Here is a 13,092-nt window from a genome sequence, read left to right on the forward strand (position 1 = left end):
ACGAGGCGAAGGAGCGAACCGGTGAGCACCGAGCGACCCGACAACGATGTGACCGGCCCCCGGCGGCGCTCGCCGCTCGCCGTGGCCTCGGTGGCGGCGGCCGTACTCCTGGCCGGTGGCGGCGGCGCCTACTGGGCCGCGACCGCGGCCGACGGCGGCAGCAAGGACAGCGCAGCCGACAGCTCCGGCAGCACTCCCCCACCCCTCTCCCTGGACGAGCGGGCCGGCGGACCGGCCACTCCCTCCCCCAGGCCCTCGGCCCCGACGCAGGGCATCGCGCCGGGCGAGCCCGATCCGCATGGCGGCCGGCTGGTCTACCGTGCGTCCGGCGCCCTGCCGGACGGCCCGGACAAGGCGGCCGTCCAGCGTGCGCACGGGACCGTCTCGGCGTCCGAGGTGGCCCGGCTGGCCAAGGCGCTGGGCGTGCAGGGCACCCCGCGGGCCGAGGGCACGTCCTGGAAGGTGGGCTCCGACGGGGACGGCTCGGGACCGGTGCTGCAGGTGACCAAACAGGCCCCCGGGACCTGGACGTTCGCCCGGTACGGCTCCGGCGGCACGGACAACTGCGAGAGCGAGACGGTCTGTTCGAGCAAGCGCGTGGCGCCGGGCGGATCGGGGACACCGGTGAGCGAGAAGGCCGCGAAGGCAGCCGCGGTGCCGGTGCTGAAGGCGGCCGGCCAGGACGACGCCGCCCTCGACGCCGGCCAGTTGATGGGCTCGGTCCGGGTGGTGAACGCCGACCCGGTGGTGGGCGGACTGCCGACGTACGGCTGGGCGACCGGGATCCAGGTCGGCCCCGAGGGTGATGTGGTCGGTGGCGGCGGGCAGTTGAAGGGCCTGGAGAAGGGTGCCGACTACCCGGTGATCGGCGCGGACGATGCGCTGAAGCAGCTGAACGCCGCACAGCCGCCGAGCGGCCGGAAGACCGGCGACTGCGCCACTCCCGCACCGCTGGAGGACGGCGAGAAGTCCTCCGGCACGAGCTGCGGAAAGCGGACCGGTGCGGAGCAGCCGGCCACGACGACGGTGACGGTCGACAAGGCGGTCTTCGGCCTGGCGGCCCGCTACGTGGACGGGGAGCAGCTGCTCGTGCCGTCCTGGATCTTCACGGTCAGGCCGGGCGCGGGCAGTGGTACGGGCGACACCGTCACCCAGGTCGCGGTGGATCCGGCGTACCTGACGAAGGACGCCCCCTCGGAGAAGACCCCGGACAGCGGCGGGACGAAGGAGTCCGGGCGCAAGATCCTGTCGTACAGCGCCGACGGGCGGACGCTCTCGGTGACGTTCTGGGGCGGCGTCTGCAGCAAGTACGCGGCGAGTGCGAGCGAGGACGGCTCCACGGTGCGGGTGTCCGTGACGGAGTCGACGCCGGACCCGGAGAAGGTCTGCATCATGATCGCCAAGGAGCTGACCCGTACGGTCACGCTGGACCAGCCGCTGGGAGAGCGGAACGTGGTCGACGCGGCGTCGGGCACCGTGGTGCCGCGCGGCTGACGCACCCGCTCACGCGTACGGCGGCGGCCCCGGGATCGGAATCCCGGGGCCGCCGCCGTACCGTCGCTGCCGCCTCTCGGCTGACCGCTTCGCGCTTTAGCTGAAGGAGTCGCCGCAGGCGCAGGAACCCGTGGCGTTCGGGTTGTCGATGGTGAAGCCCTGCTTCTCGATGGTGTCGACGAAGTCGACGGAGGCGCCGCCCAGGTACGGGGCGCTCATCCGGTCGGTGACGACCTTGACGCCGTCGAAGTCCTTCACGACATCGCCGTCCAGCGAACGCTCGTCGAAGAAGAGCTGGTAACGCAGGCCCGAGCAGCCGCCGGGCTGGACGGCGACGCGCAGTGCCAGGTCGTCGCGGCCTTCCTGCTCCAGCAGGCCCTTGACCTTGGCTGCGGCGGCGTCGGACAGGAGGATGCCGTCGCTCACGGTGGTGGTCTCGTCCGATACGGACATCTGCTTCTCTCCCGGGTTGTACGGAGACTGCTTGCCGACGTTGCAACCGTCGGGACCACGGATTCATTCCGGGCCGAGCGCTTGCCTGTTCCATTCATGCTCGCACACCGGCCACGCGGGCGGATGCGTCACATCGACGCTATCGGCATCGTCAAAGTGACGTGAAGCGGATATGATAGATAGCGTCAATTAGACGAAAAGGCTTCCCCCGCAGAGAAGAAAGGGTGCGTGACGTGACCACGGCCCACCCCGTCCAGGATCTCGATGTCCAGCCGACGCCCCTCGCCCTGCTCCTGCTCGGCCGCGACGCCGACCCCAGGAGCGAGCGCGGCGTCGAATGCCCCGGCGACCTGCCCTCCCCGTCCGACCCGGACCTGGTGGAGCGCGCCCGCGCGGCCAAGGAGAAGCTGGGTGAGAAGGTCTTCGTCCTCGGGCACCACTACCAGCGCGACGAGGTCATCCAGTTCGCGGATGTGACCGGCGACTCGTTCAAGCTCGCCCGGGACGCGGCGGCCCGGCCGGAGGCCGAGTACATCGTCTTCTGCGGCGTGCACTTCATGGCGGAGTCCGCGGACATCCTGACCACCGATGACCAGAAGGTCGTGCTGCCGGACCTGGCGGCGGGCTGCTCGATGGCCGACATGGCCACCGCCGAGCAGGTCGCCGAGTGCTGGGACGTACTGACCGAGGCCGGTGTCGCCGAGCAGGTCGTGCCCGTCTCGTACATGAACTCCTCCGCCGACATCAAGGCCTTCACCGGCCGCCACGGCGGCACGATCTGCACCTCGTCGAACGCGAAGCGGGCCCTGGAGTGGGCCTTCGAGCAGGGGGAGAAGGTCCTCTTCCTCCCGGACCAGCACCTGGGCCGCAACACCGCGGTGCGGGACATGGGGATGACGCTGGAGGACTGCGTCCTCTACAACCCGCACAAGCCCAACGGCGGCCTGACCGCCGAGGAGCTGCGCAACGCGAAGATGATCCTGTGGCGCGGGCACTGCTCGGTGCACGGGCGCTTCTCGGTGGAGTCCGTCAACGACGTGCGCGCACGCATACCCGGCGTCAATGTGCTGGTGCACCCGGAGTGCAAGCACGAGGTCGTCGCGGCCGCGGACTACGTCGGCTCGACGGAGTACATCATCAAGGCGCTGGAGGCGGCCCCGGCCGGCTCGAAGTGGGCGATCGGCACCGAGCTGAACCTGGTGCGCCGTCTGGCCAACCGTTTCGCCGCTGAGGACAAGGAGATCGTCTTCCTCGACAAGACGGTCTGCTTCTGCTCGACGATGAACCGGATCGACCTGCCGCACCTGGTGTGGACGCTGGAGTCGCTGGCCGAGGGGAACCTGGTCAACCGGATCGAGGTCGACCCGGAGACGGAGAAGTACGCGAAGCTGGCGCTGGAGCGGATGCTGGCTCTGCCGTAGCGGTTACGAGGAACGGCCTGTCCCACGCGTGAGCGTGGGACAGGCCGTTCCTCGTGTCAGGCGGGTCAGGCCTTCGCGGGCTCCGGCTCCTCGGAGGAGGTCTCCTCCGAGGCGGCCGGGACCGGGATGCCGGCCTTCCCGGCTCGCTTCGCGGCCTTCTTCTTCGCGCGGCGCTCCTTGAAGAGCTCCACCATCGCGTACAGCGTCGGCACCAGGAGCAGCGTCAGCAGCGTCGAGGTGACCAGACCGCCGATGACCACGACGGCCAGCGGCTGCGAGATGAAGCCGCCCTCGCCGGTGACGCCGAGCGCCATCGGGAGGAGGGCGAAGATCGTCGCCAGGGCCGTCATCAGGATCGGGCGGAGCCGGTGACGGCCGCCCTCGACGATCGCCTCGACGACGGCCATGCCCTGGGCGCGATACTGGTTGATCAGGTCGATCAGCACGATCGCGTTGGTCACCACGATGCCGATCAGCATCAGCATGCCGATCATCGCGGGGACGCCCATCGGGGTGCCGGTGACGATGAGCAGACCGATGGCGCCCGTCGCCGCGAACGGGATGGAGACCAGCAGGATCAGCGGCTGGACGAGAGACCGGAAGGTGGCGACCAGCAGCATGAAGACGATCGCGATGGCCGCCAGCATAGCCAGGCCCAGCTTCATGAACGCGTCGTCCTGGTCCTGGGAGACACCGCCGATGGTGGCGGTGGCGCCGTCAGGGAGATCCAGGGCGTTGATCTTCGTCTGGAGCGAGGCGCTGACCGCACCGGTGTTGTCACCGGTGGGCTTGGCCGTGATCGTCGCGGCCCGCTGGCCGTCGATCCGCGTCATGGAGACCGGTCCGGGGGCCAGCTTCACTTCGGCGATCGAGCCGAGCTTGACCGCTCCCAGCGGAAGGTTCTTCAGCTCCTCCATGGTGGCGGCCGGGTGGGCCGACTTGATGACGACGTCACGCTCGGTGTCGTCCATGATCGCCTTGCCGGCCGGGGTGCCCTGTACAGCGCCGGCGACGGCCGCGCCCAGCGTGGCCTGGCTGTAGCCGGCGTCGGCGGCCTTGGCGTTGGCCTTGACCGAGATGCGCGGGATGCTCTGCGCCAGGTCGCTCTGGACGTCGGTGACGTCCTTGAGCTCGGCCACCTCGGCCCGTACCTCTTCGGAGGCCTTCTTCAGGGTGTCCGCGTCGGCGGCCTTGACCACGACGCTCAGGTCCTGGCTGCCGAAGCCGTCGCCCGCGGCGATGGTGGTGTCCCCGATGCCGTCGAGCTTGCCGAGGGCATCGTCGATGCGCTCCTGGGTGGCGTCGTAGTCGGCCGAGTCCTTCAGGGTGACCTGGTAGGAGGCCTGGTTGGCGCCCGTGCCGCCGCCGAAGGCCGCCATGAAGCCGGACGAGCCGACGGTGACCTGGTAGTCCTTGACGCCCTCGTCACCGGCGAGGACCTTCTCGACCTTCTTGGCCGCCTCGTCGGCGGCCGCCAGGCTGGTGCCCGGGGTGAGCTCCTGCTTGATGGACAGGACTTCCTGCTCGCCCTGGTCGAAGAAGTTCGTCTTCAACAGCGGGACCATACCGAAGGTGCCGAACAGCACGGCGACGGCGATGACGATGCTGGTGATGCGGCGACGGGTGGCGAAGCGAAGCACCGGGACGTAGATCCGCTGGAGCTTGCTGCGGGCCTCCTTCTCCTCGGCCTCGCGGCGGGCCTTGTCCGGGTCCTCGGCACTGCCCTTGGGAGCGCGCAGGAACCAGTACGACAGGACAGGGACGACGGTCAGCGAGACCAGCAAGGAGGCCAGCAGGGCCGCCGTGACGGTCAGCGAGAACGAACCGAAGAGCTGGCCGACCATGCCGCCGACCAGGCCGATCGGCAGGAAGACGGCGACCGTGGTGAGGGTCGAGGCGGTGACCGCGCCGGCCACTTCCTTCACCGCGGTGGTGATCGCGGACTGGCGCTCCTCGCCGTAGCCGAGGTGGCGCTTGATGTTCTCCAGGACGACGATCGAGTCGTCGACGACCCGGCCGATCGCAATGGTCAGCGCGCCCAGGGTGAGCATGTTGAGCGACAGGTCACGGGTCCAGAGCACGATCAGCGCGAGGACCACGGAGAGCGGGATGGAGACCGCGGTGACCAGGGTCGAACGGAGCGAGGCCAGGAAGACCAGGATCACGATGACTGCGAAGAGCAGGCCGAGCGCACCCTCGGTGGTCAGACCCGAGATCGCCTTCGAGACGGCGGGGCCCTGGTCGGAGACCACCGTCAGCTCGGCGCCGGCGCCGAGGTCCTTGCGCAGGTCCGGGAGCTTGTCCTTGACGGCGTCCGAGATGGCGACGGCGCTGCCGTCCTTGTCCATCGTCGCCATGACGGCGAGGCTCGGCTTGCCGTTCGTACGGGTGATGGAGACGGCGGTGGACGGCTCCTGCTTCACCGTCGCGATGTCACCGACCCGGACCGGCTTTCCGGGCTTGCCCGTCGCCGGCTTCTGCCCGGTGACCCGCAGGTCCTCGAACTGCTGCAGAGTGGTGAAAGTGCCGCCTACCTGGACGGTGCGGCTCTTGCCCGCCTCGGAGAAGGAACCCGCAGGGACGGTCGCGCCGCCGGCCTTGAGCGCTTCGGCGAGCGAGGTCGCGTTCAGTCCGGCCGCCGCGAGCTTCTTGTCGTCGGGGGTGATGGAGACCTGGAGGTCCTGCACACCGTCGACGTTGACCTGGCCGACGCCGTCGATGTCCTCCAGCGCGGGGACGACGGTGCGGTCCAGCTGATCGGCGAGCGCCTGCTGGTCCTTGTCGGAGGTGACGGCCAGGACGACGGTCGGGATGTCGTCGGTCGAGCCGGCGATGACCTGCGGGTCCACATCGTCGGGCAGCTGGATGCGGGCGCGGTTCACCGCCTGCTGGATGTCCGCGACGAGCTGCTTGGTGCCCTCGTCGCCGAAGTCGAACGTCGCCATGATGACGGCGTTGCCCTCGCTGGCGGTCGACGTGACGCCGGTGACGCCGTCGACGGCCTTGATCGAATTCTCGAGCGGTTCGACGACCTGCTTCTCGACCACATCAGGGGACGCGCCCTGGTAGGGGGCGAGCACCGACACCATCGGGAGTTCGATGGTGGGCAGCAGCTGCTGCTTGAGCTGCGGGATCGCGATGGCTCCGAACACGAGCGCGACGATCGAGATCAGCCCGATCAGGGCCCTTTGCGCGAGGCTGAATCTGGACAGCCAGGACATGGGTGGGTCTCTCTTCTGTGGCTTACGCGGCAGGTGGGCGGGTGACTCGGGGACAGACCCGGCCCGGGCCGACCGTCACCTGGGGGGGGTGGAAGAAGGAGCGGGGCTGGGTGCGTGCAGCTGCAAGGCGGAGGACTGAGCCATGGCGGAGCCATGGTGATTGACGACAACGCCGCAGATGTGCGCACCCAGCCCCGCGACGCCGCCCCCAGGTGACGGTCGGCCCTTATACGATCGCCCACTCTCAGGACCGAAATCGTCGGCCCCAGGTCCCTTTCTTATGCCGCGCATACCGCAGGTGGAGTACGCCGCGGCTGCACCCTCACTCCACCCGAGGGCGCACCAGGCCCGATTCATACGCAATTACGACCAGTTGGGCCCGGTCCCGCGCCCCCAGCTTCGCCATCGCCCTGTTCACATGGGTCTTCACGGTGAGCGGGCTGACCACCAGCCGCTCGGCGATCTCGTCGTTGGACAGCCCGCCCGCGACGAGGACCAGCACCTCGCGCTCCCGCGTGGTCAGGGCCTCCAGCCGCGCGGAGTACTCGGCGGCGCCCGGTCCTCCGTCGGCCGAACTGCCGCCCTGTGCGAGGAACGTGGCGATCAGCCCTTTGGTCGCGGCGGGCGACAACAGCGCATCGCCGGCCGCGGCGATCCGGATGGCGTTGAGGAGTTCCTCCGGTTCGGCCCCTTTCCCGAGGAAGCCCGAGGCGCCGGCCCGCAGTGACTGCACCACGTACTCGTCCACCTCGAAGGTGGTGAGCATGACCACGCGCACGTCCGCGAGTTCCGGATCGGCGCTGATCATCCGGGTCGCGGTGAGCCCGTCCGTACCGGGCATCCGGATGTCCATCAGCACCACGTCGGCGCGCGTCGACCGGGCCAGATCCACGGCCTGCGCCCCGTCCGCGGCCTCGCCGACCACCTGCATGTCCGGCTCCGAGTCGACCAGTACGCGGAACGCGCTGCGCAGCAGCGCCTGGTCATCGACGAGCAGGACCTTGATGGCCGATGTCATGCGTTCTCCCCCGTCCGGCCCGCCGCGCCCGGCTGATCCGGCTCCTGCGCACGGGCCTTGAGGGGCAGGATCGCATGAACCCTGAATCCGCCTCCGTAACGGGGTCCGGCGGTGAGGGTGCCGCCCAGAGCGGTGACCCGTTCCCGCATGCCGAGGAGGCCGTGGCCGCCGCCGACGACGTCGCCGCCTGCGCGGCCGGCCGTTCCGCACCCGTTGTCCAGCACCATGACCTCGGCCGTGGCCCCGACCCGTACGACACTGACCTCGGCCTTCGCCCCGGAACCGGCGTGCTTGCGCACATTGGTCAGCGCCTCCTGGATCACCCGGTACGCGGCCAGGTCGACTGCGGCGGGCAGCGGTGGGCCCTCCTTCGCCGCGCAGGCCACCTCGACGGGCAGCCCGGCCCGTCGCACGGTCTCCACGAGCTCGTCGAGGACGGCGAGGCCGGGGGCGGGTTCGGTCGGCGCCGTCGGATCGCCGGACTGACGCAGCAGTCCCACGGTGGCCCGCAGCTCGTTGAGCGCGGAGCGGCTCGCCTCCCGGACGTGGGCGAGCGCCTCCTTCGCCTGGTCGGGGCGCCGGTCCATGACATGGGCCGCGACGCCGGCCTGCACGTTGACCAGGGCGATGTGGTGGGCGACGACATCGTGCAGATCACGGGCGATCCGCAGCCGTTCCTCCGCCACCCGGCGCCGGGCCTCCTCCTCGCGGGTCCGCTCGGCCCGTTCGGCACGCTCCCTGATCGCGTCGACGAACGCACGCCGGGAGCGGACCGCGTCCCCCGCCGCGCCCGCCATGCCGGTCCAGGCGAAGATCCCGAGATTCTCCTGGCTGTACCAGGGGGCCGAGCCGAAGAGCATCGCGGCCGCGGTGAGCGCGGCCATGGTGAGCAGTCCGACCCGCCACGTCGTCGGCCGGTCGGTGCGGGCGGCCACGGTGTAGAGCGCGATGACCGTGCTCATCACCACGGGGGCGGGCGGATCCGCCGTCAACAGCTCGACCACGGCCAGCGCACCGGTGGCGGCGAGCACGGCCATCGGCCTGCGGCGCCGCCAGACCAGGGTGAGGGCGCCCAACGCCATCAGGAACACGCTGCCGGCGGCGGGCGTGCGCGTGCCGAAGGTGGGCGCGTTGTGCGCGTTCGGATCGGCGAACGATCCGATGAACATGGCCACGAACACGGCCAGGGCGAGCGCGCCGTCCAGCGCGAGGGGATGGTCGCGCAGCCAGTTCCGGATGCGCAGAACCCCGGTTCCGAGGGTGGTCACGTCAAGCTACGTTACGGCGTGTCGTGAAGGAATCGGTCCGCGCGACCGGAGGAACCGGTACGAAGGGCGAGCGCGCGGGACCCGGCGCACACGCAAACGTGCCCCCTGACCGGCGGACCGGTCACGGGGCACGGGAGTGCGGGTGCTGGAACTGCTGGTTGTCAGCCGGGGATCAGACCGTCGTCGCTGAGCATGGCGCGGACCTCTTCGAGGGTCGCGTCGGGCGACGGCAGGATCAGTTCGGACGGCTCCAGGGAGTCGTCCGGCAAGGGTGTGCCGAGTTCGCGCACCCTTGCGAGGAGCGCGTGGAGCGTGGAGCGGAAGCCGGGGCCGTCGCCACTCTCCATTTCGGCGAGCAGTTCGTTGTCGAGCTTGTTGAGCTCGGCGAGATGACTGTCGGCCAGGGCTGCCTGGCCCTCCCCCATGATCCGTACGATCATGACGCTGCCTTAATTCTTGTCGAACTTGTGCGGGGACCGGTCCTGCTGCTGCGCGGCATCCTGCGGGCCGCCCTCGATGGCCTGCTTCGAGGTGGAGCCGCCGGCCAGTTCGGCCTTCATGCGCTGCAGCTCCAGCTCCACATCTGTACCACCGGAGATCCGGTCCAGCTCGGCGGTGAGGTCGTCCTTGGCCGTGCCGGTCGGGTCGTCCAGGGCGCCGGAGGCCAGCAGCTCGTCGATCGCGCCCGCGCGCGCCTGCATCTGCTGGGTCTTGTCCTCGGCCCGCTGGATGGCCAGGCCGACGTCGCCCATCTCCTCGGAGATGCCGGAGAAGGCCTCTCCGATCCGGGTCTGCGCCTGTGCCGCCGTGTAGGTGGCCTTGATCGTCTCCTTCTTGGTACGGAAGGCGTCGACCTTGGCCTGCAGCCGCTGGGCCGCGAGAGTGAGCTTCTCCTCCTCACCCTGCAGCGTGGTGTGCTGCGTCTCCAGGTCGGTGACCTGCTGCTGAAGAGCCGCTCGGCGGGACAGCGCCTCGCGGGCCAGGTCCTCGCGGCCGAGCGCGAGCGCCTTGCGGCCCTGGTCCTCCAGCTTGGACGTCTGGCCCTGCAGCTGGTTCAGCTGCAGCTCCAGGCGCTTGCGCGACGTCGCCACATCGGCGACACCGCGGCGCACCTTCTGAAGCAGCTCCAGCTGCTTCTGGTACGAGTAATCGAGGGTCTCGCGCGGATCCTCGGCCCGGTCAAGGGCCTTGTTTGCCTTCGCGCGGAAGATCATCCCCATACGCTTCATGACACCGCTCATGGGCTTCGCGCGCCCCCTTCTGACTTAACCGGTCTCCAGCACTCCAACAGAACCCACAGTACGGGCCCTGCCTCTATTACCGCACTGTTCGAGCAACGATGGGCTCCTCCCCAAGGACGACTGCACCCGGTGACCACTCCCGCCCAGGGAGTAGGTGAGGGTCGGGGAAACCGGTGGTGAGGGTCGGGAAACCGGTGGTGACGCCCGTATCGTCCCGCTCGGACACCAGCAAGGACGCAGGCCGTTGCCGGATCGTTCCCGGCCGGCCTGGGGTCGCGGCGATCCACCCCGTACCCTTGGGTCTTGTGTTCCGTAGCCGCTCCAAGGAAGAGAAGGCCCCCACCGACAAGGTGACGGCGGACCTCTCCAAGACGTCCCGCGACCCGCAGGCCCCCAAAGGTCGCCCCACCCCCAAGCGCAGCGACTCCCAGTCGCAGCGCCGTCGTGCCTCCAGTGGTGCGCCGCTCGACCGCAAGGAGGCCGCGAAGCGCCAGCGCGAAGCTCGCCGCGTCGACATGGCCAAGCAGCGTGAAGCGCTCGCCAGTGGTGACGAGCGCTATCTGCCGGCCCGTGACAAGGGCCCGGTGCGCCGCTTCGTCCGCGACTTCGTGGACTCGCGCTTCTGCATCGCGGAGTACTTCCTGCCGCTCGCCGTGGTCATTCTGATTCTCAGCGTGATCCAGGTGCAGGGCATCCAGAACATCTCGCTGCTGCTGTGGCTCGGCGTGATCGTGCTGATCGTCATCGACTCGATCGGGCTCACGTTCCGTCTGCGCAAGCAGCTGAACGAGCGCTTCCCCGATACGCCCAAGCGGGGCGCGGTGGCCTACGGGCTGATGCGTACGCTCCAGATGCGTCGACTCAGGCTGCCGAAGCCGCAGGTCAAGCGCGGAGAGCGGCCCTGAGTACGGGTCTTCCCGGTTCGGCCGGCGGGGTGTCCGCAGGCCGGCCGGGCGATGCGGTCTCGGGTTTCGCGGGGGCCTCACCGATGTGGCTGAAGGGGCTCGGCGGACTGCGCAACACCGTGCGTCAGGAGCTGGTCGCCCGACAGCTGGACGAGCAGATAGCGGGCCGTTTCCCGGTCGGGCAGCGGTTGCGGATCCTTGACGTCGGCATGGGCCAGGGAACGCAGGCCCTGCGTCTCGCCCGGGCCGGTCACACCGTCACCGGTCTCGAATCCGATGCCGAGATGCTGCGGGTCGCCCGCGAGGCGCTCGGTGGTGAACCGGCGGGAATCCGTGAGCGGGTCCGCTTCATCGAGGGCAACGGCCAGGACACCGGGATCCACTTCCTGCCGGGCAGCTTCGATGTCGTGCTCTGTCACGGCGTGCTGATGTATGTCCAGGAACCCGACGCCATGGTGGCCGGTCTGGCCAGGATGCTGGCGCCGGGCGGCCTGCTGTCCCTCCTGGTACGGAACGCCGACGCGCTGGCGATGCGGCCCGGGCTCGCCGGGGACTGGGACGCGGCACTGGCCGCGTTCGACACGGACCGGTACACCAACCGCCTCGGGCTCTCCGTCCGCGCGGACCGGCTCGACGCCCTCACCGCCACGCTCGCCGGGATCGCGGCGCCGCTGCACGCCTGGTACGGGGTGCGGATCTTCACGGACAACGTGGGCAACGACGTGGAACTGCCGTCCGCCGCGGAGCTGGAGCGGGTGCTGGCCGCGGAGGACCGGGCGGGGCGGACGGATCCGTACCGCGGGGTGGCCGCGTTGCTGCACCTGTGCGGGGTGCGGGGCTAGGGCCTCTCGGGCGGCTCGACCCGGGCGGATGCGCTCGACAGGCCGCCAATAGGGTTAAAGGCAATAATCCGGACATGGATGCCTTTCACCCCCGCAGCCGTGTGCGCCGGCTGCTGATGCCCCTGTCCGCAGGTGTCTGTGCGATCGCGCTGGTGAGCGGTTGCTCCGACTCGAATTCCAACGCCTCGAACGCCACCGCGACGAAGTCCGGATCGGCCCAGCCGGGATCGGCCTCGAAGGCCACCGGTGATCTGCAGGACGATTACCAAGCCGTCATCAACAACGTGCTTCCGTCGGTGGTGCAGATCGACGCCTCCGACAGTCTGGGCTCCGGCATCGTCTACGACGACAAGGGCCACATCGTCACCAACGCCCACGTCGTCGGTGACGAGAAGACCTTCAAGGTCACCGTGGCCACCGGCGAGAAGGTGCTGAGCGCCTCGCTGGTCGCCGCCTATCCCGAGCAGGATCTGGCCGTCATCAAACTGGACGACGTCCCGGACGGGCTGAAGGCCGCGAAGTTCGGCGACTCGGAGAAGGTCGAGGTGGGCCAGATCGTGCTGGCGATGGGCTCACCGCTGGGGCTGTCCAGCAGCGTCACCCAGGGCATCGTCTCGGCACTCGGCCGCACCGTGAGCGAGAGCCGCGCGGGCGGCGGCACGGGCGCGACCATCGCGAACATGGTGCAGACCTCGGCTGCGATCAACCCGGGCAACAGCGGCGGCGCGCTGGTGAATCTGGACAGCGAAGTGATCGGCATCCCGACGCTGGCTGCGACCGACCCCCAGATGGGTGACAGTGCGGCGCCGGGGATCGGCTTCGCGATCCCGGTCTCGATGGTGAAGACGGTCGCCGACCAGATCATCAACAACGGCAAGGTCACCGACTCCGGCCGGGCGGCACTGAACATCACCGGCCGCACGGTCGTCAACGACAGTTACCAGCCGGCGGGAGTCGCGATCGTCAGCGTGACGAAGGGCGGCGCGGCCCAGAAGGCGGGGCTGCGGGTCGGCGACATCATCACCGAGGTGGGCGACGCGTCCGTCACCACGATCACGTCGCTGTCGGAGGCACTGGCCTCCGACAAGCCGGGCGAGAAGGTCACCGTGACGTATCTGCGCAGCAACGCGGAGAAGACGGCCGAGGTCACACTCGGCGAGATCTGAGGCTGCGGAACACCAGTGGCCCCTCCCGGCGAACCGGCCGGGAGGGGCCACTCGCGCTCCCGC

Annotated in this window: 11 protein-coding genes; 5 read left to right on the top strand and 6 right to left on the bottom strand. The window is 69.7% G+C overall.

Annotation, left to right across the window (positions count from 1 at the left end):
• Positions 1–21 precede the first annotated feature (21 nt).
• Positions 22–1,494, top strand: a complete 1,473-nt coding sequence (locus tag SH922_RS10480; protein ID WP_393057216.1) for a hypothetical protein — start codon at positions 22–24, stop codon at positions 1,492–1,494.
• Between the two features lie 96 nt (positions 1,495–1,590).
• Here the strand turns inward: SH922_RS10480 and SH922_RS10485 are convergent, their stop codons facing one another.
• Positions 1,591–1,947: an iron-sulfur cluster assembly accessory protein gene (locus SH922_RS10485; protein WP_030970782.1), complete on the bottom strand. Its 357-nt coding sequence runs from the start codon at positions 1,945–1,947 to the stop codon at positions 1,591–1,593.
• A 224-nt stretch (positions 1,948–2,171) separates the two neighbouring features.
• On the opposite strand from SH922_RS10485, the gene nadA reads away from it, so the two are divergent.
• Positions 2,172–3,368, top strand: a complete 1,197-nt coding sequence (gene nadA / locus SH922_RS10490; RefSeq protein ID WP_393057219.1) for a quinolinate synthase NadA — start codon at positions 2,172–2,174, stop codon at positions 3,366–3,368.
• 65 nt (positions 3,369–3,433) lie between these two features.
• On the opposite strand, the gene SH922_RS10495 is transcribed toward nadA, so the two are convergent.
• The 5 genes from SH922_RS10495 to SH922_RS10515 form a co-directional block, all read right to left on the bottom strand.
• Positions 3,434–6,589, bottom strand: a complete 3,156-nt coding sequence (locus SH922_RS10495) for an efflux RND transporter permease subunit (RefSeq protein WP_393057221.1) — start codon at positions 6,587–6,589, stop codon at positions 3,434–3,436.
• Between the two features lie 322 nt (positions 6,590–6,911).
• A complete protein-coding gene (locus SH922_RS10500; protein ID WP_393057223.1) occupies positions 6,912–7,607 on the bottom strand; it encodes a response regulator in 696 nt (231 codons plus the stop codon).
• A complete protein-coding gene (locus SH922_RS10505) occupies positions 7,604–8,875 on the bottom strand; it encodes a sensor histidine kinase (protein ID WP_393057225.1) in 1,272 nt (423 codons plus the stop codon). The genes SH922_RS10500 and SH922_RS10505 overlap by 4 nt, the downstream gene beginning before the upstream one ends.
• Positions 8,876–9,036: 161 nt before the next feature.
• Positions 9,037–9,315, bottom strand: coding sequence for a hypothetical protein (locus SH922_RS10510; RefSeq protein WP_393057227.1), 279 nt, complete (start codon positions 9,313–9,315; stop codon positions 9,037–9,039).
• A 9-nt stretch (positions 9,316–9,324) separates the two neighbouring features.
• Positions 9,325–10,104 (bottom strand): PspA/IM30 family protein, encoded by a 780-nt coding sequence (locus tag SH922_RS10515; protein WP_330826684.1) that lies wholly within the window; start codon positions 10,102–10,104, stop codon positions 9,325–9,327.
• Positions 10,105–10,421: 317 nt separating this feature from the next.
• Here SH922_RS10515 and SH922_RS10520 point away from each other — a divergent pair, with 317 nt between their 5' ends.
• The 3 genes from SH922_RS10520 to SH922_RS10530 all read left to right on the top strand — a co-directional run bounded on the left by SH922_RS10520 (position 10,422) and on the right by SH922_RS10530 (position 13,029).
• The gene (locus SH922_RS10520; RefSeq protein WP_393057230.1) at positions 10,422–11,021 is read left to right on the top strand and encodes a DUF3043 domain-containing protein; all 600 of its coding nucleotides are present in this window, start codon (positions 10,422–10,424) and stop codon (positions 11,019–11,021) included.
• 83 nt (positions 11,022–11,104) lie between these two features.
• Entirely contained in the window at positions 11,105–11,863 is a 759-nt protein-coding gene (locus SH922_RS10525; protein WP_393057232.1) for a class I SAM-dependent methyltransferase, read from the top strand.
• Positions 11,864–11,937: 74 nt separating this feature from the next.
• Positions 11,938–13,029: a S1C family serine protease gene (locus SH922_RS10530; RefSeq protein WP_393057234.1), complete on the top strand. Its 1,092-nt coding sequence runs from the start codon at positions 11,938–11,940 to the stop codon at positions 13,027–13,029.
• Positions 13,030–13,092 lie beyond the last annotated feature (63 nt).

This window comes from Streptomyces sp. LN549 (assembly GCF_043203805.1).
Taxonomy (GTDB): Bacteria; Actinomycetota; Actinomycetes; order Streptomycetales; family Streptomycetaceae; genus Streptomyces.

Bases quoted from the DNA above. Each gene is read 5' to 3' on its own strand.
- SH922_RS10485 (WP_030970782.1), bottom strand. From the start codon at position 1,947: ATGTCCGTATCGGACGAGACCACCACCGTGAGCGACGGCATCCTCCTG.
- SH922_RS10495 (WP_393057221.1), bottom strand. From the start codon at position 6,589: ATGTCCTGGCTGTCCAGATTCAGCCTCGCGCAAAGGGCCCTGATCGGG.
- SH922_RS10500 (WP_393057223.1), bottom strand. From the start codon at position 7,607: ATGACATCGGCCATCAAGGTCCTGCTCGTCGATGACCAGGCGCTGCTG.
- SH922_RS10510 (WP_393057227.1), bottom strand. From the start codon at position 9,315: ATGATCGTACGGATCATGGGGGAGGGCCAGGCAGCCCTGGCCGACAGT.
- SH922_RS10515 (WP_330826684.1), bottom strand. From the start codon at position 10,104: ATGAAGCGTATGGGGATGATCTTCCGCGCGAAGGCAAACAAGGCCCTT.
- SH922_RS10525 (WP_393057232.1), top strand. From the start codon at position 11,105: ATGTGGCTGAAGGGGCTCGGCGGACTGCGCAACACCGTGCGTCAGGAG.
- SH922_RS10530 (WP_393057234.1), top strand. From the start codon at position 11,938: ATGGATGCCTTTCACCCCCGCAGCCGTGTGCGCCGGCTGCTGATGCCC.